The 19,682-nt window shown below is 70.0% G+C and carries 16 protein-coding genes; 6 read left to right on the top strand and 10 right to left on the bottom strand.

The window, feature by feature from the left end:
* Positions 1–3 precede the first annotated feature (3 nt).
* Complete coding sequence (locus tag JOD27_RS30200; RefSeq protein WP_204765698.1) at positions 4–2,262, top strand: penicillin acylase family protein; 2,259 nt, start codon at positions 4–6, stop codon at positions 2,260–2,262.
* Here the strand turns inward: JOD27_RS30200 and JOD27_RS30205 are convergent.
* A complete protein-coding gene (locus JOD27_RS30205) occupies positions 2,259–3,017 on the bottom strand; it encodes an SDR family oxidoreductase (RefSeq protein WP_204765699.1) in 759 nt (252 codons plus the stop codon). The genes JOD27_RS30200 and JOD27_RS30205 overlap by 4 nt on opposite strands.
* A 99-nt stretch (positions 3,018–3,116) precedes the next feature.
* Between JOD27_RS30205 and JOD27_RS30210 the strand changes: the two genes are divergently transcribed.
* Entirely contained in the window at positions 3,117–3,956 is an 840-nt protein-coding gene (locus JOD27_RS30210; protein WP_204765700.1) for a helix-turn-helix transcriptional regulator, read from the top strand.
* On the opposite strand, the gene JOD27_RS30215 is transcribed toward JOD27_RS30210, so the two are convergent.
* Positions 3,949–4,422, bottom strand: a complete 474-nt coding sequence (locus JOD27_RS30215; RefSeq protein WP_204765701.1) for a GNAT family N-acetyltransferase — start codon at positions 4,420–4,422, stop codon at positions 3,949–3,951. The two genes, JOD27_RS30210 and JOD27_RS30215, sit on opposite strands and share 8 nt — an antisense overlap.
* A gap of 269 nt (positions 4,423–4,691) precedes the next feature.
* On the opposite strand from JOD27_RS30215, the gene JOD27_RS30220 reads away from it, so the two are divergent.
* The 3 genes from JOD27_RS30220 to lnt all read left to right on the top strand — a co-directional run bounded on the left by JOD27_RS30220 (position 4,692) and on the right by lnt (position 9,178).
* Positions 4,692–6,215: a sigma-70 family RNA polymerase sigma factor gene (locus JOD27_RS30220; protein WP_204765702.1), complete on the top strand. Its 1,524-nt coding sequence runs from the start codon at positions 4,692–4,694 to the stop codon at positions 6,213–6,215.
* 103 nt (positions 6,216–6,318) lie between these two features.
* Complete coding sequence (mptB, locus tag JOD27_RS30225) at positions 6,319–7,716, top strand: polyprenol phosphomannose-dependent alpha 1,6 mannosyltransferase MptB (protein ID WP_204765925.1); 1,398 nt, start codon at positions 6,319–6,321, stop codon at positions 7,714–7,716.
* A complete protein-coding gene (gene lnt / locus JOD27_RS30230; RefSeq protein ID WP_204765703.1) occupies positions 7,703–9,178 on the top strand; it encodes an apolipoprotein N-acyltransferase in 1,476 nt (491 codons plus the stop codon). The genes mptB and lnt overlap by 14 nt, the downstream gene beginning before the upstream one ends.
* Here lnt and JOD27_RS30235 read toward each other — a convergent pair.
* From JOD27_RS30235 to JOD27_RS30250, 4 genes are all read right to left on the bottom strand, one after another.
* Entirely contained in the window at positions 9,093–9,773 is a 681-nt protein-coding gene (locus tag JOD27_RS30235; RefSeq protein WP_204765704.1) for a class I SAM-dependent methyltransferase, read from the bottom strand. The genes lnt and JOD27_RS30235 overlap by 86 nt on opposite strands.
* A gap of 549 nt (positions 9,774–10,322) precedes the next feature.
* The gene (locus tag JOD27_RS46875) at positions 10,323–11,258 is read right to left on the bottom strand and encodes an ArsR/SmtB family transcription factor (RefSeq protein ID WP_204765705.1); all 936 of its coding nucleotides are present in this window, start codon (positions 11,256–11,258) and stop codon (positions 10,323–10,325) included.
* Between the two features lie 169 nt (positions 11,259–11,427).
* Entirely contained in the window at positions 11,428–11,877 is a 450-nt protein-coding gene (locus JOD27_RS30245; protein ID WP_204765706.1) for a peptidase inhibitor family I36 protein, read from the bottom strand.
* Positions 11,878–11,973: 96 nt separating this feature from the next.
* The gene (locus tag JOD27_RS30250) at positions 11,974–13,401 is read right to left on the bottom strand and encodes a phenylacetate--CoA ligase family protein (protein WP_204765707.1); all 1,428 of its coding nucleotides are present in this window, start codon (positions 13,399–13,401) and stop codon (positions 11,974–11,976) included.
* Positions 13,402–13,493: 92 nt separating this feature from the next.
* Between JOD27_RS30250 and JOD27_RS30255 the strand changes: the two genes are divergently transcribed.
* Positions 13,494–14,600 carry a glycosyltransferase gene (locus JOD27_RS30255; RefSeq protein WP_204765708.1) on the top strand — a complete coding sequence of 369 codons (1,107 nt, stop codon included), beginning with the start codon at positions 13,494–13,496 and terminating at the stop codon, positions 14,598–14,600.
* Here the strand turns inward: JOD27_RS30255 and JOD27_RS30260 are convergent.
* The 4 genes from JOD27_RS30260 to JOD27_RS30275 are packed head-to-tail and all read right to left on the bottom strand — an operon-like array spanning position 14,593 to position 19,674.
* Positions 14,593–15,870 (bottom strand): cation:proton antiporter, encoded by a 1,278-nt coding sequence (locus JOD27_RS30260; protein ID WP_204765709.1) that lies wholly within the window; start codon positions 15,868–15,870, stop codon positions 14,593–14,595. The genes JOD27_RS30255 and JOD27_RS30260 overlap by 8 nt on opposite strands.
* Positions 15,867–17,144: a cytochrome P450 gene (locus JOD27_RS30265; RefSeq protein WP_204765710.1), complete on the bottom strand. Its 1,278-nt coding sequence runs from the start codon at positions 17,142–17,144 to the stop codon at positions 15,867–15,869. Before JOD27_RS30265 ends, JOD27_RS30260 begins: the two co-directional genes overlap by 4 nt.
* On the bottom strand, positions 17,138–18,133 hold the full coding sequence (locus JOD27_RS30270) for an alpha-hydroxy acid oxidase (RefSeq protein ID WP_307830411.1): 996 nt from the start codon (positions 18,131–18,133) through the stop codon (positions 17,138–17,140). Before JOD27_RS30270 ends, JOD27_RS30265 begins: the two co-directional genes overlap by 7 nt.
* Positions 18,130–19,674: an NAD(P)-binding domain-containing protein gene (locus JOD27_RS30275; protein ID WP_204765711.1), complete on the bottom strand. Its 1,545-nt coding sequence runs from the start codon at positions 19,672–19,674 to the stop codon at positions 18,130–18,132. Before JOD27_RS30275 ends, JOD27_RS30270 begins: the two co-directional genes overlap by 4 nt.
* Positions 19,675–19,682 lie beyond the last annotated feature (8 nt).

Genomic DNA, 19,682 nt, shown 5'->3' on the forward strand with positions numbered 1-19,682 from the left:
AACATGCGGCTGATCGCTTTGTCGCTGACGTTGTTGCTCGCCTTACCTGCCGTGAGCCACGCAGGGGGAGACGGCGCCACGATCCGGCGCACGTCCTACGGAATCCCGCACGTGCGAGCAGCCGACTACCGGAATCTGGGGCTGGGACTCGGTTACGCGTTCGCCGAGGACAACATCTGCATGATGGCCGACATCGTGGTGACGCTGTCGGCGGAGCGCTCGCGGTGGTTCGGTCCGGACGCCACCACGGAGTCCGGTGACAACAACCTCGTCAGCGACCTCTACCACCAGCGGCTCAACCAGTCCGGTGTGGTCGAACGGGCGCTGACCCAGCCGTCCCGGCAGGCCCGCGACCTCGTGAGCGGGTACGTCACCGGCTTCAACCGCTACCTCGCCAGGACCGGTGTCGCCGACCTTCCCGACGCCCGGTGCCGCGGCGCGGCGTGGGTGCGGCCGATCACCGAGCTCGACGTGTGGCGGCGCGTCCACCAGGTCGCGGGTCTCACCGGCGGTGAAGGCTTCCAGGAACCCGTGGTGGCAGCGCAACCGCCGGGCACCCCGGCTCCGGCGAAGCTGGTGCAGCGCTCCGAGCAACGACCGGGCAGCAACGGCATCGCTCTCGGGCGTCAGGCCACCGGCGGCACCGGCATGGTGCTGGGCAACCCGCACCTGCAGTGGGACGACGACTGGCGCTTCTACCAAAGCCAGCTCACGATTCCCGGCGAGCTGAACGTGAGCGGCGCCGGGCTGTACGGGGTGCCGGTGGTCGCCATCGGCCACAACGACCGGCTGGGCTGGACCCACACGGCGTCCGACGCGCAGACCGTGACGGTCAGCAGGCTCACGCTCGTTCCCGGCGCCCCGACGAGCTATCTCGTCGACGGCCAGGCCCAGCGCATGATCGCCGAGCAGGTCACCGTGTCCGCGCGCCAGGCAGACGGCAGCGTCAAGCCGGTCACCAAAACCCTGTACCGGACCCCCGACGGCCCGCTGGTCGCCGACCCCGGACCGCTGCGGTGGACGGACACGACGGCGCACGTGTTGCGCGACGCCAACTCCGGCAACCTCGCGGTGGTCGACCAGTGGCTCGCGATCGCCCGTGCCCGCAGCGTGCCCGACCTGCACCAGGCTCTCGTCCGCCACCAGGCGCTGCCGTGGGTGAACACGCTCGCCGCCGACTCCACCGCAACCGCGTACTACAGCGACATCCAGGTCGTCCCGCACGTCACCGACGAGCAGAAAGCCCGGTGCGCCGGCGGTCCCGACATCGGCCTGGTGATCCTCGACGGCAGCCGTTCGTCGTGTGGCTGGGGCACCGACGCCGACGCGGTCCGGCCGGGCGTGCTGGGCCCGAACCGGTTGCCGCACCTGATCCGCGACGACCACGTGAGCAACATGAACAACAGCCCGTGGCTCGCGAACCCGGCCGCCCCGCTGACCGGCTATCCGTCGATCGTCGGCGACGTCGGCACTGAACGGTCCCCGCGCACCCGCCTGGGCCTCGACATGATCGCCGACCGCCTGGACGGCAGCGACGGTCTCGGCCGGCCCGGCTTCACACTGTCCACTTTGGAATCAACGATGTTCGGCAACCGCAACCTCACCGCCGAGGAAGGCCTGAAGCCCGTCGTGGAGTTGTGCCGAGCCAATCCGACGCTGAACGGCGTCGACGTCCGCGAGGCCTGCGCGACGCTGGCGAAGTGGAGCGGCACCGGCGACACCGGCGAACGCAGCAGGGGAGCGTTCTTCTGGCGGACGTTCATCAACCTGGCGTGGCGGCCGAACGTGAACTTCTGGCTGGTGCCGTACGACCCCGCCGACCCCGTTCACACCCCGCGCGGCATCAACACCGCCGACCCCGGCGTCGGACGGGCTTTCGCAGATGCGGTAAGGGCTTTTGCCAACGCCGGAGTCCCGGTCGACGTGACGCTCGACGACGTCCAGCACTACGAGGGCATCCCGATCCACGGCTGCCGCGGCCCGGAAGGCTGCTTCAACGTGATCTCCGTGCCCGGCGCACCACGGCCGCTGAACCAGATTCCCGACGTGCCGCACGGAACCAGCTTCGTGATGGCCGTGGAACTGACCAAGAACGGACCGCGCGCGAGCACGCTCCTGGTCTACGGCCAGTCCGCCGACAAGGCCTCCCCGCACCACCACGACCAGGCGCGCCTGTACGTGGAGAAGAAGTGGGTCAGCGAGCGGTTCTCCGAGCAGGAGATCGCCCGCGATCCCAACCTCACGGTGCGGCACGTGCATTAGTGCGGGTCGGTGGCGTTGAGCGTGGCGACGACCTGGTCGTAGTCGCCACGCGCTTCGCCGTAGCGCAGGAACTTCACCCGCTCGACCTGGATCTCCCGCACGTCCGGCTGCGTCTCGATGATGCTCATGACCTCGGCGACGTACTCGTCGAGCGGCATGGCGTGGTCGTTGTCGGCCTGGCCCGGCAGGAGGTCCGTCCGCACCGACGGCGGCTCCAGCTCGACGACCCGCACGGACGTGTCGGCGAGCTGCAGGCGCAGGGACTCGCTGAGCATGTGGATGGCCGCCTTGGACGCGTTGTAGCTCGGCGTCACCTTGAGCGGTGCGAAGGCCAGGCCGGACGAGACGGTCATGATCGTGGCGTCCGGCCGCGTCTGGAAGTGCTCGACGAACGCGGCGATCAGGCGGATCGGGCCGAGGACGTTCGTCGTCACGATGTTCTCCGCCGACTCCAGGAACGACTCCGGGTGGTGCCAGTCCTCGACGCGCATGACGCCCGCCATGGTGATCAGCACGTTCAGCGACGGGAAGCGGGCGAGCACGTCCTTGGCCGCGGTCTGGACGCTGTCGGCGTCGGTGGTGTCGATCCGGACGGTCTCGACGCCCGGATTGTCCGCGGCGATCTTCTCGAGCAGCTCGGTGCGGCGGCCGCCGACGATCACGGTGTTGCCGCGCTCCCGCAGGGCACGGGCGAGCGCCAGGCCGATGCCGCTGGTGGCGCCGGGAATGAAGACGGTGTTTCCGCTGATGTCCATGCACCGAGCTTCGGGCAGCGCTCGGCGCGGCGGCAGAGACCGCTCATCGGGGGATCGGCGATCCCTGGTTGGCGGCGCTGAGCCCTCCATACTGGGCAGATGGATCGTGTGGAACTCGCGGCGTTCCTCCGCCGCCGCCGGGAGGAGCTCAGGCCCGAGGACGTCGGCCTGCCCGCGGGAGCACGCAGGCGGGCACCCGGCTTGCGGCGCGAGGAGGTCGCGTCGCTCGCCGCGATGTCCACCGACTACTACACGCGCCTGGAACAGCAACGCGGTCCGCAGCCGAGCGAGCAGATGCTGGCCGCGCTGGCCCGCGCACTCAGGCTGAGCGACGCCGAGCGCGACTACCTGTTCCGGGTCGCCGGCCGCAACGCGCCGTCGCCGCAGGTCACCGGCACGCACGTCGCGCCGGCGTTGCAACGGGTGCTGGACCGCCTCGACGACACACCCGCGCTGATCCTCGACAACCTCGGCGAGATCCTGATGCAGAACAGGTTCGCCGAGGCGCTCTACGGCGACTCGTCCCGCTTCACCGGCCTCGCCCGCAGCGGGATCTACCGCTGGTTCACCGACCCCGACGAGCGGCTGATCTATCCCGAGCACGACCGCGACCGGCAGAGCCGCGCCCAGGTCGCGAACCTGCGCGCCGCCTACGCCGCGATGGGCCCGAAGTCGCGGGCGGGCGATCTGGTCCGCGTGCTGCAACGCGAGAGCGCCGAGTTCGCCGCGATCTGGGAGCGCCACGAGGTCGCGAAACGCTTCGAGGACCACAAGGTGCTCGTCCACCCCCAGCTCGGCGAGATCGAGGTGGACTGCCAGGCGTTGTTCACCGAGGACCAGTCGCAGATGCTGCTCGTGCTCACCGCTCCGCCGCGCACGGAGGCGTTCGACAAGATCCAGCTGCTCGGCGTGCTCGGCACCGAGAAGTTCGTCAGCTGAGCCGCAGGATCGTCTCCTCGATCTCCTCCTTCCTGGCCGGCGCGTAGCCGGTGTCGGTGCCGACCTTCTCGAAGCCCGCCTTCTCCAGCACCCGCAGCGAACCCGCGTTGTCGCTGGCGACCCGCCCGTAGATCGGCCGGTCGGTGACCTCCTCCAGGATCGACGCCACCGCGCGCCCGGCCACGCCCTGACCCCAGACCGCGCGGTCGATCCAGTACGTGATCTCGAGGTCGCCCTCCATGACGAAGATCGCGATGGTGCCGACGACCCGCCCGTCGCCGACGATCACGCGGTTGGTGACGTCGGTGCGTGCCCGGATCTTGCTCATGTGGGCGTCGAACGCCTCGCGGTCATCCGGGTCCTCCGCGGTGAACGCGGCCATCCAGACCGACTCCGGATCCCGCATGAACTCGAAGATCGTGTCCAGGTCCGCGTCCTCGATCGGACGCAGCGCAACCTCGCGCATCGACGAACCAGCCTTTCCGCCAACCACCCCAGTGAAAGCGGACAACGGTAGTCGATCCCGCCGTGCCCGGCGTCGAATAGCTCGAAGTGAACGCGCTCGTCAGTCATTCCCACCTTGGCCGGCTCGGCGCGGAACTCCTCCGCGCCGAACGTGGCCGTCGTCGCCGTGTGACCTGACTCACTAGTCGGCCAGGTTTCTGTGACCTGAGGCGAGACTCCCCGGTCTCCCCAAGGCGTACGGAAGTCGTCGGAGAAGTGAGGGTGTTGGACGTGACGGGTCGGGAGTGGCTGGGCCATCTGGACGAGGAGCAGGTGATCGCGGCACGGGCCGGTGATCGTGCGGCGCTCGACGCGGTCGTCGCGGCTTCCCTGCCTCTGGTCTACAACGTCGCCCGCAGAGCCCTGTCCACCGACGCCGACGTCGACGACGTCGTGCAGGACACGATGTTCCGGGTGATCCGCGGCATCGACTCGTTACGGGAGCCGGAGCGGTTCCGGTCGTGGCTGGTCGCGGTGACGATCAACCAGGTGCGCGAGCACTACCGCCGCCGGGACCTGGCTCCGGCACCGCTGGAGGAGTACGACAGGGCCGATCCGGGGGCCGAGTTCGTCGAGGTGGCCCTGTCGCGGCTGCACTTCGCCCAGCAACGGCGGGAGGTCGACGAGGCCGCCCGCTGGCTGGACCCGGCCGACCGCGAGCTGCTGGCGTTGTGGACGCTGGAGCGCGTCGGGCAGCTGACCCGTGCCGAGGTGATCGACGCGCTCGACCTCGGCGCCCACGCGGTGACGGTGCGGCTGAGCCGGTTGAAGGGCCGCCTGGAGACCGTGCGGCATCTGGTGCGGGCTTTGTCCACCGAGCCGCGCTGCCCCGGACTCGTCCAGGCGGCGCAGGGGTGGTCGGGGCAGCCGAGCCCGTTGTGGCGCAAGCGGCTCCTGCGGCACGTCGACGAGTGCGGGCGGTGCCGTCGCGGGGTGGACGACGCGATGCCGGTCGAGCGGATCCTCACCGGTGCCGCGCTGCTCACCCTCCCCGCGAGCTACCTGCCGCGGTTGCTGGAGAACCTCCGCGAGCACGCGGAAGAGCCCGTCGCGCTCGCCTCCCACCTCGCTGAACCGGCCGGCCTGCTCGGCAAGGTGTCCGCGAAACCCGTCCTGGCGGTGGCCGGCGCGGCGGCGGTCTGCGCGCTGGTCGGCGTGGTCGGGGCGACGGTCCTGTTCCCGTCGGACCCGCCGGCCGCCGTCGCCATCCCGAACACCCTGCCGCCTACGACGGTCACCACGTCCGTCGCAGAGACGACCACCACGAGCACAACGTCGTCGACCACCACCACGACCACGACCACCCAGACCCCGGAACCCGTGCGCGTCCCCACCCCGGAAGAACGTGTCCTGGCCATGATCAACGACGCCAGAGCGGCGCAGGGCCTGCCCGCGTTGGAGGTCGACCCGGCCCTCGTCACCGCGGCCGAGCGGCACACCAGGGCGATGATGAGCAACGGCTGCGGCCTGTCGCACCAGTGTCCCGGCGAGACCGGTCTGGGGGAGCGCAGCACCGCGGCGGCCGTCAAGTGGAGCACGGTCGGCGAGAACGTCGGCATGGGCGGTCCGGTGAAGGACGCCGTCGACCCGATCGCCAGGATGGCCCTCGGCCTGACCCAGAGCATGCTCGACGAGAAGCCGCCGAACGACGGCCACCGCAAGAACATTCTCAGCAAATCCTTCAAGCGCATCGGCATCGTCGTGATCCGCGACGCCAGGGGCACCGTGTGGATGACGCACGACTTCGCGGGTTGACCGACTCAGGTCTAGAAAAGATCATCCTGAAGTAGTACGCCGGAACGCGACCTCAGTCGGACGCGTGACGATCAGTCCGGAAAGCACTGTCTCCTCCGTGCAGATGCCGACGACAGTCGTCCACCGCCGGCCGGTGCCGGTCACCACCGGAAGCCCGGAGCTGTTGCGCTGGACGGGATTCGGCGGTGCCGTGCTGCTCACCGGGGGAGCGTGGGCCACCAGAGCGGTGCCGGTCGCGCTCGCACTCGCCATCGCGGGCGCCGGGCTCGTGGTGCTGACGTGGGCGCTGCTCGGCCGCGCCACGCCCGACGCGGGGTGGCTGCGGCGGACGCTCGCCTGGTGGTGCGCGCCGCTGCTCGTGGCGCCACCGCTATTCAGCGCCGACGTGTTCAGCTACCTCGCCCAGGGTGAGGTGGCCGCCAACGGACTCGACCCCAACGTGGTCAGCCCGGCGGCCGGGGCGAGCGCGGAGGCCGTCGACCGGGTCGGCGTCTACTGGCGCGACACGCCGTCGCCGTACGGGCCGCTGTTCAGCACGGTCGAACGGACGATCACCCAGGTCACCGGCGGCGATCCCGTCACGGGCATCCTGCTGCACCGGCTGGTCGCGGTGCTGGGCCTGCTGCTCATCGTGTGGGCGGTGCCGAGGCTCGCGGGGTCGTCTCGGCGCACCGCGTTGTGGCTCGGCGTGCTCAACCCGTTGGTGCTGTGGCACCTCGTGGGCGGCATGCACAATGACGCGCTGATGCTCGGCCTCATGCTGTCGGGCACCGTCATCGCGTTGCACGCGCTGCCGGAGCTGCGGTGGTGGCAGTTCACGGCCGGTGTGGTGCTCATCGGGCTCGGAGCCCAGGTCAAGCTGCCCGCGCTGGTGGCGCTGGCCGTCGTGGGCACGGCGTGCGCGAGGAGGCTCGGCGGGGGCTGGGTCCGGTTCGTGCTCGCCGGGCTGGGCATGGTCGCGGCCGCCGTCGTGGTGTCGGTGGCGACGTCGCTGGCCAGCGGCTCAGGATTCGGCTGGTTGCAGGCGCTCGGGACCCCGTCGAAGGTCAACAGCTGGATGGCCCCGACGAACTGGCCCGGCTATCTGGTGGGTGCGGTGTTCGGGCCGGAAAGCGGTCAGGCGATGATTTCCTCGGCACGGATCGCGGGGTTCGTGCTGATCCTGTGCGGAGTCGCGGTGGTGTTGAGCCGTCAGCTGCGCGGCGGGGTCTCCGAGGTGATGGCGCTGGGAATGATGATGAGCCTGATCGTGGTGCTGGGGCCGGTGATCCAGCCGTGGTACCTGCTGTGGGCCGTGCTGCCGCTGGCGGCGTGCCTTCCTGCGGGTCGGTGGCGCACGGGGGTCGCCGCGCTGGTCGGCGTGTTCGCGCTGCTGGTGCCGCCGCTCGCGGGCAACTTCGCCGGCCGCGTGCCGGAGCTGATCACCGCGTACGCGCTGGGCATCGCCCTGGTGGGCGGCGCGTACCTCGTCCTGCGCCGGGTGCCCGTTGCGCAGAGCTGATCTCGCCCGCTACGCCGCGGCCGCCCTGGCCGGTGGCGTGCTCGCCCTGAGCTTCCCTCCCCGCACGCTCTGGTGGCTCGCGGTCCCGGCGTTCGCCCTGCTGTGGCTCGCGCTGCGGGGCACGCGGGCCCGCCGTTCCGCCGGCCTCGGCTTCGTGTTCGGGCTGGGCTTCTTCCTGCCGCACCTGTGGTGGATCCAGCACTTCCTCGGCGACGAGTTCGGTCCCTGGCCCTGGCTCGCGCTGTCGGCGATCATGGCCGCGTTCATCTCCGGCGTGTGCGCACTCTTCCCGTTGGTCTCGCGGCTGCCCGCGGCCCCGGTCTGGGCGACGCTCTTGTTCGTGCTGCAGGAGACCGCGCGCGCCCTGGTCCCGTTCAACGGCTTCCCGTGGGGCCGCGTGGCGTTCGGCCAGGTCGACGGCCCGTACGGGCAGCTGGCGGTCGTCGGCGGCGCCCCGCTGGTGTCGTTCGCGGTGGTCCTGACCGGGTTCGGCCTCGCGGCCTGGCTGCCGAGGCTGAAGGCCGGCTGGGCGGTGCTGCCGTTCGCGGCGGGGCTCGCGGTCGGCCCGCTGGTCAACGTCGACGCGCAGAACGGCCAGCGGACCGTCGCGGTCGTGCAGGGCAACGCCCCCGACATCGGGCTCGGCCTGCTCAACGCGAGCAACACGTTGCGCGCCAACCACCTGCGCAAGACCGCCGAGCTCACCGCGCAGATCCGCAGCGGCGCCATCCCCAAGCCGGACCTCGTGGTGTGGCCGGAGAGCGCCACCAGGACCCGCGACCGCGACCCGGTGATCGACAGCGCGGTCGACGACCTCGGCGTACCTGCGCTCATCAGCGCCCTGCGGGACAACCAGAACGCGGTCATCGCCTGGAATCCCGGCACCGGCGCGGGGAAGTCGTACGCCAAGCAGGAACTCGTCCCGTTCGCCGAACACATCCCCCTGCGCGCGCTGGCCCGCCAGGTCACCCCGTTCGCCGATCAGCCGGACCTCGAGGCGGGCACCGAGCCCGGCGTCCTGGACATCGCGAACACCCGCGTGGGCGTCGGCATCTGCTACGAGGTCGCCTACGACTACGTCCTGCGGGAGAGCGCGTCCGCGGGCGCGCAGGTTCTCGTGGTGCCGACCAACAACGCCTGGTACGGCCGCGGCGAGATGACCTACCAGCAACTCGCCATGGCCCGCCTGCGCGCCATCGAACACGGCCGCGCCGTCGTCGTCGCGGCGATCAGCGGCGTGAGCGCGGTGGTCCGCCCGGACGGCAGCGTGGTGCGGCAGACCGGGATGTACACCGACGAGCTGATGGTCGACACGGTGCCGTTGCGGTCGGAGCTGACGTTCGCCACGCGGTTCGGCGGTGCGATCCACGTGCTGCTCACGGCCGGGGCGTTCGGCGCGTGCCTGGTCGCGTTGTGGCGGCGACAGCGAGCACGACGGGAAGGGGAGCCCCTCCCTCGGTGAACCGCTCGACGGCGAGCCCCGCGTCGAGGAACGCGTTGAGCAGCGCGGGCAACGGCCAGTGCGACGCGCCAACCTTGTCCCGGATCCCCTTGTCGGTCCACGACTGCTTGGTCCAGTGCCCGTCGAGGTAACCGGGCCTGATCACGACCGCGGCCTCGTCCGTGCGATCGGCGAACCCGCCGCAGAAGCACGGGTGCACACCGACGTGCACGAACAGCCCACCCGGCGTCAGCACCCTGGCCACCTCGCGCAGCACTGCCGGATACTCGGGCATGTCGGTGTGCACCATCACCGAGATCACGGCGGGAACGCTGTCGTCCCGCAACGGCAGTCGCGCCGCGTCGGCCAGCGCGACCGGCAACCGGCCGCGGGCGTGCCGCAGCATCCCGCCGGAGAGATCGACACCGACGGGCGTCCACCCCAGCTCCCGCACGAGCGCGGCGTGCACCCCGGTCCCGCACCCGATCTCCAGGCACACGCCGCTGCCCTCGCCGAGCAGATCCCGCAGCGCCCGGCCGACCCCGATCGGATCGTCCTGCTGGGCGCCGAGGAACTCCAGTTCGTACCAGTCCGCGATCTCGTCGTAGGCCGCCACCTCACCAGTGGACCGCCGGGACACCGGCGGCCGCCACGGATTCCGCGCCCAGCGAACCTCAGTTGCTCCCAGGCAACGCCGACCCGACTCCTCCAGCAGCACACGACCACAAAGGACACCACCGGCGGTATCACCGCGGTTCCGGCACCGCGAGACCAACCGGACTCGGTCGCGCTGACCACCTGACCGGAGCAGCAGGGCCAGTGCGTCCGACTACGCGACGCGCTGTCCCTGTTCGCACAACGCGGTGCTTTTGGCACGCGGGGACCTTTCGTCCGCTCCGAGAGTACGAAAGCTCCCCGCGTACTCTTCAGCACCGGCGTGTCGTGGCTGGACACGCCGGGCAGTGAGGAACGACTTCGTTGCCGGATTTCCGGCGCGGGACACGAGCCAGCTCGGCCGCTGCGGTGTCAATCGCGGCGGCCATCCACCCGATCGTGGACACTCCAGCTGTCGGACGGTCTTTGCAAGTTGCGTCAGGTGATGTTGGACAAGTTGGTGGAACGGTCCCCGGCGGCGGAAGGAGTAGCCGAGCTGTAGCCCGCAACCTCAGTTGCTCCCGAGCAACGCCGACCCGAGCAACGTCCGCTGGTGCAGCACGGACATCCCCTCCCGTTCCGTCGTCAGCAGCCCGGCCTCCCGCAGTACCGTGGTGTGCCGGCTGACTGCCGACGGCGACGCCCCGAGCCGTTGCGCAAGCTCGGTCGTGGTGGCTCCCGTGCCGACCGCCGCCAGCACCGCGGACCGCGTGGTGCCCAGCAACGCCGCCAACGACCCCTCCTGACGGCGTCCGCTGGTGAGCTGCCGTTGCCACGTCCAGTCGTGGTGCACCGGGTAGACGACGGTCGGCGGTAGCCCGGGATCGGCGAACGCGACGGGTGTGCGGCGGCAGAAGTACGACGGCACCAGCCGCAGCCCGCGCCCGTTGAGGTGCAGGTCGCGGTCGCAGGCGTACTGGACCTCGAGCACCGGCGGCCGCCAGTTCATCAGCGGCCACATCCCGTGCAGCAGGCCCTCGACCGAGCCTGCCGCGCCGCTGCGGTGCAGCCGGTCGGTCTCGATCGCCTCGTCGATCACCGCGCTGTACGGCTCGATCACCGCGGCGTGGTACCGGGCGAGCGCGTCGGTGAGCTCCGCGAGCGCGCCGCCGCAGCCCTCCGCCAACGGCCGGGTCCAGCCCGGTGTCGGGCTCACCTCGGCCAGCAGCTTGAACTCGGTGCGCAGCCGGGCGCGCGGTGTCGCACGGATCGCGTCGAGTGCCGCGGTCAGCCCGTCCGCGCCCTCCGGCGGCGTCAGGAAGTCCGGGAAGTACGGCCCCAGCGGTGAGAGCACCGCCAGCAGACGAACGCCCGAACGGATCACCTGTCTGTCGCCGTTGCGCCGGACGTCGCGCAGCCACGGCTCCAAAAGCAGCCCGCTGTGACCCTCCGTCAGCCGCAATCGGCTGAACACCATCTCCCAGAGCGGATCCACCCTTTCCGCCACCTGCGTACGCTCCAGATCACCAGCGGAAAAATGGATGCGCAACACAGCAACCTCCCGAAGTCCAGGTCACCGTGAAACACGTTACCGCCCGTGTCACTCCGCCGAATTCCGCAATGAAAACCGGGCGCGGGACAGCTGTCCCGCGCCCGGTTCCCGTGCTATCGGAGGATCAGCCGCAGCGGCCGTTCGTCCACTGGTGCGACCGCACCTGGTAGGTGCCAGCCAGATCGCCCTTCTGGCCCTGCTTGGTGCATCCGATCCGGTCGTGGTAGCCGGTGTTGCGGTAGAACACGACGCCGGTCAGCGACGAGGACTGCCCGCGGTTGTAGACGGACTTGACCTCCGCGCTGGTCGCCCACGAGCACTTGTCGGTGCCGCTGGTCCAGTCGTCGTCCCGGTTCTCCCACATGCAGCGTCTGCCCTTGCCCTGGAAGTCGTCCCAGAAGCACACGTGGCCGAGCTTGCACTCCCACTGCGCGAGCGCCTGCCCCGTCTGGATGTCGTAGGCCGCGCCCACGGTCGCGTCGGGGGCCGCCAGCGCGCTCGGAGCCCCGACTCCGACGGCCACGAGCAACGCGACGGGAACCAACGCCAGGAAAACACGCCGAATGAAACTCAAAGATTCCTCCCTCAACCCCATCAATGAATCCGGCGTCACCTTAAGTCGGGAGAGGAATCCAGGAGAAGCTATTGCTTCGTGGCGCAAAAGCTCATTTCACGACCGTCGCGTGTACCTGTGTTTCACGCCGACGGGGAAGTACTCGGGATCGCCGGCGGGCCGCAGCACGACCTCGGGCAGCTGCCGTTCGGCCGGCACATAGTGCGCGAACTCGCTGTTGAGCCGCAGCAGCTGGTCCCTGATCGACTCCGCGATCCGGGTGGCGTCCGGGGTCTGGCCGGGCGCGGTTTCGACGGTGATCCGCAACGAGCGGTCGCGGTCGGCGTCCTCGACCGACTCGATCACGAACTTGCCCGTCACCGTGTCGCTGATGCCCGGCTGCTCCAACCCGACCGTCACGTTCTCCGGGTACACGTTCGCGCCGAAGAAAGACACGGTGAACAGCGACCGCCCGAACAGGTACACGAAGGGCAGCGACGGTCCGGGTGGGGGAGTGAAGCCACACCTGGCGAGCAGTTCGTCGTACCCGAAGATCCCGCCCTCGTCGGCGATCCGGTAGCGGATCAACGGAATGCCTCCGTCCGCCGTGAACACGAGCGTCCCGTCGTGCACCTCGAAGAACCGGCTCGCCGGGTCGTACTGCACGAGCGTGGGCAGCCGTGAGTCGCCGAACACCTCCCGCGCCAGCTCCGGCCGGTCCGCGAGGAACCGGCGAATGCTCACCGACACCGCGGTCTCGTTGCCCAGGACACCGGAATCCGCTGTGCCGTAAAGGGATGCGACGTCACGGACCGGATCGGCGATGCCCGCCCGCCGCGACACCAGATCCCGCCACTGCTCGCTGAAGGCCTCGCCGGCCAGCACGAGTTTGATCGAGTGGGCGCCCCAGTCGACGCCGGGGGTGTCGATGACGTCCTTGAGGAACGGCGGATACCCGAGCAGCACGACCTGCTCGAAGTGCGGTGCCAGCTCTGGCAGGACGCGCAGGATCTCCGCCTTGTTGTTCCCCGGCGCCACAACGGTGATCGGGCACCCCTTGGCCGCCAGATGCCGCACGCACGCCTGGGTGAACAGCCCGCCGACCCACGTGCCCAGCGGAAAGCACACCACGGCCAGCGTGGTCCGCTGATCCGCGCCGAACCCGTCGACCAGCACCTGCTCGAACCGCCGCGCGACGTGCAGCTCGTCTTCCAGGGCCCGCGGCCAGATCGTCGGCCGCCCGCTCGACCCGGACGACACCGCGATCATGTCGCAGCTCGTCAGCGTGCCGTCGCGGCACAGCTCAGGCAACGGATACCGCTCGTGGTAGCTGGGCTTGTCGAGCAGCGGCAGGCGCTGGAAGTCGTCGAACGTCGTGATCGAGCGCGGCTCGATGCCGTTCTCCCGCAACAGCTTCCGGTACGCCGGCACGGTCGCGGCAGTGTGCTGGAAGAGGTCGAGCACCCAGCTCTCCTGCCGCGGCTCGACCGGTTCGAAGAAGTCGTCGAACGCCTGGCGCACACGGAGCTGCCGACTGGTGTCCATGCCTGGAAGCCTATCGGTGTGTCATGGTCTCTATAACTTCAGTGTTGACTAAAACCAATCCTCCCGTGGCACCGATCATTAGGCTGAGGAGGGTGCGCATCCTCTTCTCGTGCCGCCCGGCCTACGGCCACCTGTTCCCGTTGATCCCGCTCGCCAGGGCTGCCAAGAGCGCAGGTCACGACGTGGTGTTCGCGACGGGTCGTGGCTTCGTCGACCAGGTCCGCGACCTCGGCTTCCCGGTACATCCGGCGGGAATGTCGGTGGGAGAGGCCGAAACCGAGGCACGACGGCGGCACGGCGACGCCGAGATCGTCACGCTGATGATCACGATGTTCGCGGACGTGCTGCCGCGTGCGACGGTCGCGGATCTGGCGAGGCTGCTACCGCTGCTCGAGCCGGACCTCGTGGTCTACGAGATGAGCGACGTCGGTGCCGCGAAGGCCGCGCGGGACGCGGGGATTCCGTTCGTGTCGCACGTGATCGGCCGGTCGATGCCGGCCGCGATCGCGGAGCTGGCCGCACCGGAGATGGAGTGGTTGTGGGACGGCGCCGTGCCCGCCAACCCGATGCTGGGCGACACCGCGATCGACCTCTGGCCGGACACCGTGCGCGATCCCGAAGTCGCCAGGGTGCCCGTGGTCCTGCGGCAGCGCCCGGTGCCGTTCGACCTGGATGTGCCGATGCCCGCGCTCGGCTCGGGCAAACCGTTGGTCTACCTCACGCTCGGCACGGTGCAGTTCGGTGCCACGGGGGTGCTGCGCGCGGCGATCGACGGGCTGGCCCGCCTCCCGGTCGACGTGCTGGTCGCCCTCGGGCCGGGCGATCCCGCGCAGCTGGGCGAGGTGCCGGAGTCCGTGCACGTGACCGGATTTGTGCCGCAGGCCAAGGTGCTCGAACGGGCGAGCCTCGTCGTGCACCACGGCGGCACCGGCACGGTGCTCGGGACGCTGGCGGCCGGGTTGCCGCAGCTCGTCCTGCCGCAGGGCGCCGACCAGTTCGTGAACGCGGACGTGCTGGCGGAGAAGGGTGCCGGGAGGAAGCTGGTGGGCGAGGAGATCACCGCGGACGCCGTCGCCGGCGCGGCGGGCCATCTGCTCGATGACCCGGCCGCGCGGAACGTCGCCGCGAAGGTGGCGGAGGAGATCGCGGGCCTGCCCGAGCCCGCTGCCGTCGTGGAGCAGCTGGAGAAGCTCACCTGACGGACGCGGGCGCGGGTTTCACGTCCGCCTGGGCCTCCAGGTGGTCGGGCAGCGACGCGCGGTAGATCGGCATCGCGGCGGCCGTGGTGATGATGGCGACGGCGACGAGGATCGCGAACATCTCCGGGGTGACGAGGCCGTAGGCGAGGCCGATGTTGATGAAGATGAGGATCATCAGGCCGCGGGCGTTCATCAGGCCGCCGACGGCGGAGGCGTAGCGCCACGAGTAGCCCTGCGCGCGGACGACCAGGCCGCAGCCGAGGTACTTGCCGGCGAACGCGGCCAGCATGATCACGGCGAGCGGGAACCACAGCCTGCCGCCCGCGCCGAAGCCGGAGACCTGGGTGTTGAGGCCGCTGAAGGCGAAGAACACCGGCAGCAGCAGGATCGAGTTGAGGTCGGTGAGCTTGGTTTCGAGCTCGTGCCGCACGACGGGGGACTTGGGCATCGCGAGGCCGGTGATGAAGCCGCCGAAGACGGAGAACACGCCGATGTAGTCGGTGAACCAGCCCGCCAGCAGCACGACGAGCAGGATGATCGCCATCATGTCGCGGCTGAGTTTGCCGTCGCGTTCGGCGCGTTCGCCGAGCTTGGCGAGCCATTTGCGGCCGACGGTGAGCATGAGGACGGCGAAGATCGCGGCGCCGATGATCGTGCGGAGTGCGCCGCCGGGGCTCCCGGAGGCGCCGACGGCGATGATCAGCGCGAGGAACGCCCAGGCGACCGCGTCGTCGATCGCGGCGGCGACGAGGGTGAGGCCGCCGATCGGGGTGTTCGCGATGCCGCGTTCCTGCAGAATCCTTGCCAGCATGGGGAAGGCGGTGATCGACAGCGCGCCGCCGACGAAGAGCATGAACACCCACAGGCTCGACCCGGCGGGGCTGAGCGAGTCGAAGAAGATCACGGCGGTGCCGGCGCCGAGCAGGAACGTCGGCACGATGCCGGACACGGCGAGCACGGATGCCCGGCGGGCGTTGGCGCCGGCGGTGAGGCTGTGGTCCAAAGAGGACCCGACGAGGAACATGTAGAAGGTGAGCCCGATCGTGCTGAGCACGTAGAGGGTGTTCTTGACGTCGGCGGGGAAGAGCTGGGCCTGGACGCCGGGTGCGACGGCACCGAACAGTGCCGGGCCGAGCAGGACGCCGGCGACCATCTCGCCGACCACCCTGGGCTGCCGGACCAGCATGGCGAGGCGCCCGCACAGGGTGGTCGCGACGAGCACCACCGCGAGCGCGGCGAAGACCTGCAACGCGAAGTGGATCTGGTTCACGGGATCTCCTGGGGTTGGTGCGTCTCGAAGTAGCGGCTCGCGAGCCGCAGCCGGTGGGCGTGCAGGACCATCGCGGTGCCGAGGACGAGCTGGACGACGCTGCGCCACACGTCTTCCCAGCGGTCGCGCATGCGCATCAGCGCGAGGCGTCCGTGCGGTATGGAACCGTCGCGGACGAGCAGGCACGGGCCGCGGCTCGGCAGTGACCTCGTGTGCGTCACCGATGAGTGCAGCGTGACGCGGCGCAGCACTTCTCTCGTCGCCGCGCGCATCGCGATGGGGGAGAGCCGCCATGCCGGGCAGGGTCGGTTGGCGGCGACGCCGAACGGGATGTGGTGGGCGGTGCGGGCGGAGGTGTGCTCCCAGCGGCCGGGGTCGAACTCGTGCGGGTTCTCGTAGCCGGTCGCGTGGTAGGCCGGGTAGTTGAAGCACAGCACCGATCCCGCGGGGAACGTCGTGTGCTCGTCGAGGGAGATGTCCGCGGTGGTGATGCGGTGGGCGATGCCGAACAGCGGGTAGAGCCGGAACGTCTCGTCCAGCACGTGGGCGAAGTACCTGTCGTCGTGAATCCGTTGTGCTGCTTCGGGGTGCTGGGCCAGCGCGAGCAGCAGGTGCGCCATCCCCTCGGACGTCTGCACGACGGCGGTGTTGAAGTAGGTGCCTTGGAGGTAGTGGACCTGTTCGGTGGGGGACAGGGTGTCGGGCAGGGGGTGCTGGACGTCGGCGAGCCGTGTTCGGAGGTAGCGGGTCAGGCGGGCGCGGCGGGCGGGATGGCGCAAACCCGTGCACTTCAACGAGGTCACGACGTCGTCGGCGTGTCCGACGATCAGGTCGCGGGCCGCGCGGGGGCACGGTTCGCCGAACACGAGCTCATAGAAGTACTCGGCCCAGATCGGCATCATCAGGTCGCGCAGCCGGACGTGGGTGACCGGTTTGGTGATCACCTCGTCCAGCACCTTGGCGGTGCACCTCGCCGCCGCGGCGGACAGCTGCTCGGCCGGCCCGGCGAGGAAGGTGCGGGTCGTGCGGGCCACGTCGTCGTAGCGGGGCCCGGCTTCCAGGTGTTCCTGGTGGACCTCGGGGCCGGGGGAGAGCCAGTACCAGAAGAGGTCCGAGAGCCCGGCGCCCTTGCTGCGGCCGTTCGCGGCGGGATGGCTGTAGAGCTCCTCGAACCGGTCGGGGCCGACCTGGTCGTTGGGGAACGTGATCGCGTTGTCGCCGTTGACCTTCTCGAACACCTTGGCGCGCAACGCGACCACCAGCCGGCTCAGCACCGGACCACGACCATGTCACGGCTGAGCCGCCCACCGCACATCGCGACGACGTGCTGGAACTCGTCGCGCAGCAGGTCCAGCACCCGGCGGACGCCGTTCGAGCCGTCCGCGGCGAGTCCCCAGAGCACCGGCCTGCCGATACCGGCCGCCGACGCACCCAGCGCGACCGCCAGCGCGACGTCGCCTCCACTGCGGACACCGCCGTCGAGCACGACCGGAATCCGTCCGGCGACGGCGTCGACCACCGCGGGCAACGCGTCCACCGCCGCGGGGACGAGGTCGAGCTGGCGGCCACCGTGGTTGGACACGAAGACCCCCGCCACCTCGTGCTCGACCGCCACCACGGCGTCGGCCGGGTGGAGGATTCCCTTCAACCACACGGGAAGCGACGTGATCGATCGCAGCCGGTCGATGTCGTCCCAGGTGAACGGCGCCATCTCGATGTCCCGCAGTCCGCCGGCTCCAGCGAGATCGCGCATGTTCTCCGCGGCCAGACCGGCGGGCAGCTCGTGGAAGCCGTGCTCGATGTCGCGGCGGTGCCTGCCGAACACCGGCGAGTCGACCGTGACCACCAGCGCGGTGCAGCCCGCCCGTTCCGCGCGCCGCACCAGTGCTTCGGTGACGTCGAAGCCTGGCTGCAGGTAGAGCTGGAACCACACCGGCCCGGTGGCGGCCGCCACGACGTCGGCGATCGGCACGGTCGCGGCCATGCTCGACACGAGCACGGTCCCGTCCAATGCCCGTGCCGTGGCCAGCTCACCGTCGGGATGGGCGAGCCGGTGGAACGCCGTGGGCGAGATCAACACCGGGAACCCGGCATCATCCTCCTTGCCTCGCAGCACTCTAGGCAGCAGGGCCAGGCGCCGGAACGCGGCCTCGTTCTCCGCGAGCACGACCTCGTCGCCGGCCCCGCCCGCGAAGAAGTCGTAGTGGACGGGGTCGAGCACCGCGCGTGCCTTGTCGTGCAGCTCCGCGAGCACGGGGTTCACCGCAGGTACTCCCGCAACGGTGCCTTGTGCACGGTTTCGCCGTCCCACTCGTTCTCGAGGTTCTCGGTGAGGTGGTGCTCGTCGACCAGCTCGCCGGCGCGGAACCGCCGGACCACCGGGTGCAGGTAGCGGCCGTCGAGCCCGCTGGTGTCGTCCTGCGAGGTCCGGCCGGCGGAGATGTCGAACGGGTTGACCTTGTCGTGGTCGGCGCCGTACTCCAGCGTCACCGTCAGGTAGGTCTCGACGTCGCCGAACTCGCCGCGCGCCACGGCTTCGTGCAGGTGCGCGACCGGTACCTCCTCGACGTACCGCACGGTTCCGTCCGGGCCGATCAGCACCGCGTCCGCCATGAACGCGAACAGCTGCCACAACGCGGAAGTGCGGTTGACCCGTTCGATGATCGCGTCGGTGACGGCTCCGGGGTCGATGTTCAGGCTCGGCCAGTCCACGCCGTGGTACCGCTGTTCCAGGATCCGGTGCAGTGCGCGCACCCCGTAGCGGAACCCGTGGATGAACCCGCTGGTGGACTTCTTGAAGTCGCGGGCCTGCGTGATCGTGCCCGCGAAGAACAGGTCCGGCACGTTCACCGACTCCCACGCCGCCGTCTGGTCGGGGAACCGCGAGTTGATCGTCAGCCGCGGCCTGCACTCCGGCGTGAAGATCGAGGCGTCGAACCGGAATCCGGTCGCGAGGATCACCCGGTCGTAGCGGATCTCCTTGATCACCTCGTTGACCCGTTGGAAGCTGACCTTCACGAGGTAGCCGTCGCCGTCGCGGCGGATGCCCGCGATGTGCCCGTCCAGCACGGCGTTCTGGGACTTGAGCTGGTAGGTGTCGAGGAAGTTGTTGTTCACGGCCCGCAGGTGGCCGACGAAGTGGGTCTGCCACGCCAGTTTCAGCGAACCGGGTCCGGCGACGTGGATGACCGACGCGGTCTCGACGAGGGCGTCGGCGGTCTCGAACGCCGAGTTGCCGCGCCCGACGATCAGCACCTTCTGGTTGACGAAGTCCGCGGGGTCGACGGAGACGTCGTAGTACGCCTCGGCGTGCTCGACGCCGTCGATCTCCGGCACGTACGGCTTGGACACGCCGGTCGCGACGATCACCCGCCGGGCCCGGTAGGTGACGCCGTGCCGGTCGCGCACCACGAAGTCGTCCGGCCTGCCGACCGACACGACTGTGGTGTCGTAGCGGATCGGCAGGTCGTTCTTCACCGCGAAGTCGCCGAGGTAGCGGACCATGTCGTCGGCGTGCGGGAAGTAGCGCGGGGTGTAGCCGGTGAACAAGAGCTCGGGATCGTCCGACAGCAACGAGTTCCAGTCGACGCGCAGGTTCAGCTCCGGGTCGTCCCAGCCCGTGTACACCTTGTTGATGGAGATCAGCTTGCGGTGCCGGGGGAAGCGGGTGAAGAACGTGCCCGCCGCCGCGCCGGACTCCAGCACGAGGTGGTCACGTCCCGCCTGCTTGAGCAGGTAGGACGCCTGCAGCCCCGCCGGACCCGCGCCGATCACGAGACACTCGGTCGAAACCTCGCTGGACACGACTTTCT

The sequence above is a fragment of the Lentzea nigeriaca genome, assembly GCF_016907955.1.
Taxonomy (GTDB): domain Bacteria; phylum Actinomycetota; class Actinomycetes; order Mycobacteriales; family Pseudonocardiaceae; genus Lentzea; species Lentzea nigeriaca.

Excerpts from the sequence above, each read along its gene's own strand:
- JOD27_RS30205 (WP_204765699.1), bottom strand. The coding sequence starts at position 3,017 with ATGGACATCAGCGGAAACACCGTCTTCATTCCCGGCGCCACCAGCGGC.
- JOD27_RS30210 (WP_204765700.1), top strand. The coding sequence starts at position 3,117 with ATGGATCGTGTGGAACTCGCGGCGTTCCTCCGCCGCCGCCGGGAGGAG.
- mptB (WP_204765925.1), top strand. The coding sequence starts at position 6,319 with ATGCCGACGACAGTCGTCCACCGCCGGCCGGTGCCGGTCACCACCGGA.
- JOD27_RS30200 (WP_204765698.1), top strand. The coding sequence starts at position 4 with ATGCGGCTGATCGCTTTGTCGCTGACGTTGTTGCTCGCCTTACCTGCC.
- JOD27_RS30215 (WP_204765701.1), bottom strand. The coding sequence starts at position 4,422 with ATGCGCGAGGTTGCGCTGCGTCCGATCGAGGACGCGGACCTGGACACG.
- JOD27_RS30250 (WP_204765707.1), bottom strand. The coding sequence starts at position 13,401 with ATGGACACCAGTCGGCAGCTCCGTGTGCGCCAGGCGTTCGACGACTTC.